At 53.5% G+C, this 2,945-nt stretch carries 1 protein-coding gene; it reads right to left on the bottom strand.

Annotated features, from left to right (window positions below):
- The coding region (locus J1C54_RS16145; RefSeq protein WP_229149940.1) for a BspA family leucine-rich repeat surface protein at positions 1–2,437 on the bottom strand (2,437 nt) is incomplete at its 3' end.
- Positions 2,438–2,945 lie beyond the last annotated feature (508 nt).

Genomic DNA, 2,945 nt, shown 5'->3' with positions numbered 1-2,945 from the left:
CAAGCTGGCTCGGATCGACACCTGTCAGGCCGATGATGCCGTTCAGAACATCCATGGTGACGCCACTTGCGTCATTGCCGTCAGCCGCCGCACTGATATCAGCCAGCAGTTCCTCGCTACAGTCACGCACCGCGCCGTCAATCATCCAGCCATAGGTTTCGCTCAATACACTCAGAGCGCCTTCCGCATCACAGTAGCTCAGGCCGGATGCGCCCAGCGTTACGCCCGGCTCCAGGTCCAGAGCTGACCAGGCAGTCAGCATGTCTTCGTAGCTTTCATCGCTGATTGCGGTATTGGAAAGCATGCCGTACATGTACTGCACATTCGAGATGTTCCAGGTGCTGAGATCGCCGGCAAAGCTGCTTGCGCCTGAAAACGCATCCGACAGGTTTGACACCCGGCCTACATTCCAGCCAGACACGTCACCATTGAACGACGCTGCATTGGCGAAAATGCCTCCCATATCGGTGACATTGCCGGTACTCCAGCCACTGACATCACCGTTGAAGCTTTCCGCGCCCCTGAACATGGCGTTCATGTCGGTGACCTGTGACACATTCCAGCCGCTCACGTCACCGTTGAAGCTGGCAGCATCCCTGAACATCTGATTCATGGTTGTCACATTCGACACATCCCAGCCGCTCAGGTCACTGTTAAAGCTCGCTGCGCCACTGAACATTTCAGTCATGTCCGTCACTTGGGACATGTTCCAGCTGCTGACATCACTGTTGAAGCTTGATGCACCATTGAACATATAGGCCGTGTTCGTGACCTGGGACGTGTTCCAGGTGCTCACATCACCGTTGAAGCTCGCGGCGTCCTGGAACATCGCATTCATGTTCGTCACATTCGAGACATCCCAGCCGCTCAGGTCACCGTTAAAGCTCGCTGCGCCACTGAACATTGCAGTCATGTCCGTCACCTGGGACATGTCCCAGCTGCTGACATCACTGTTGAAGCTTGACGCACCGTTGAACATATAGGCCGTGTACCTGACCTGGGACGTGTTCCAGGTGCTTACATCACCGTTGAAGCTCGTGGCATCTTGGAACATCCCCCACATGTTCGTGACATTCGACACATCCCAGCCGCTCAGGTCACCGTTAAAGCTCGCTGCGCCACTGAACATCGCACTCATGTTCCTGACATTCGACACATCCCAGCCGCTGACATCACTGTTGAAGCTTTCCGCGCCCCGCAACATGGAGCCCATGCCGGTGACCTGTGACACATCCCAGCCGCTGACATCACTGTTGAAGCTTTCCGCGCCCCAGAACATGGAGTTCATGCCGGTGACCTGTGACACATCCCAGCCGCTGACATCACTGTTGAAGCTTGTGGCATAGTGGAACATTCCCTCCATATTTGTGACATGGGAAACATCCCAACCGCTTAAATCACTGTTGAAGCTTGATGCACCGCTAAACATGAAGGCCGTGTTCGTCACTTTGGAAACATCCCAGGAACTTAAATCGCTGTTAAAGCTTTCTGCTCCAAAAAACATGAATCTCATGTTCGTGACCTGAGAAACATCCCAGGCGCTCAAGTCACTGTTAAAGCTGGCAGCGCCTTGGAACATGGAACTCATGAGCGAGACGCTAGAAACATCCCACGCACTCACATCACCGTTAAAGCTTTCGGCACCGGCGAACATGCCGTGCATGTTCGAGACGCTAGAAACATCCCACGCACTCACATCACCGTTAAAGCTTACGGCACCGGCGAACATGTTATTAATTTTCGTGACGCTAGAAACATCCCACGCACTCACATCACCGTTAAAGCTTCGGGCACCGCTGAACATCGATTCCATGTTCGTCACCTGCGACACATCCCAGCCATTCAGATCTGCGTTTAATTTCTTAGCATAACTGAACATACCCGCTGTGTTCGTTGCTGCAGACATATCCCATGAACCTATGCTGGCGTTAAATTCGCCTTGCATGTAATAAAAAGCATAAAAGAAGTCAGGACCAACAACGCTTGGAACATCCACAGCATTCATACTCATGTTTGTGCAATTGTAGAATGCCAAGCGGAAACTTGACCAATCCGACGTTCCCCACTGCTCAACGGAGCGGATCTTGAGATTGTCCCCGGCATTTAAAAAATAGATCCTGAGTGAGGCACCTGGCGCCGTCATGATACGCACGGTATACACACCCGGGTTGGCATAGGTGTGTGACGGTGCGACACCAGCGCTGACTGATTCGATGGCAGACCCGTCGCCCCAATCCACGTCAAAGCCATCAGGGGAGAACTGCATCGGGATAGTGATGCTTTCGTTGGCCACGGTGGTTTCCCAGGTGGTCACAAAATCATCTGCGAAGGCAGCAAAGGCCTTCGAGGAGAACAGAACCATAAAAAAGGACAGCAAGACCACCCGAAGACCGTTCGGGTAACCGTGCCTGCTTGAAAATCGAAAGTCGTTAAACATATTCCTGCACTCCATAGGGGGATACTTTGCCTGGCCGCCAAGCTAATGCGGGAGCCTTGACAAGGCTTGCCAGCCAGTGACGCTGGAACACTGCTCAAGCGAACGGGTTTGGCGTGTCAAAACCTACCCGCACACATAGACAGCGAACTTATTCATGGCATGTTGGTCTGAACTCTGCTGTGCAACAGCGAATGGCAGGCCCGCACGCTCCGACTGTGCCACAGTTCACAGCGCGCTGGAGCTTGGGGGGGGCAGAATGTCTGGAGGTGCAAGTTTTTTGTCTATCTATGCATCCTAAGGCACTGTCAGAGGCTTACTACCCCCCCCCTGAATCGCCGCCAGTTGACGGATCGGGGGGATCACACTGGCGGCTGTCTACGTTGACGGTGTTTAATCAGGGCGACGGCGGCGCGATAAACTCATCTATAGGATGGCCACCAGGGCCTGTATGCATATCAACCAACGGATATGTCCCCCAAGTGCCCGCGGGAAGATTGCCATAGACCTT

The organism is Alcanivorax sp. 1008, assembly GCF_020667895.1.
Taxonomy (GTDB): Bacteria; Pseudomonadota; Gammaproteobacteria; order Pseudomonadales; family Alcanivoracaceae; genus PGZG01.
Note: the sequence above shows the minus strand (reverse complement) of the source record. Positions and strands in the feature narration are given on the sequence as shown.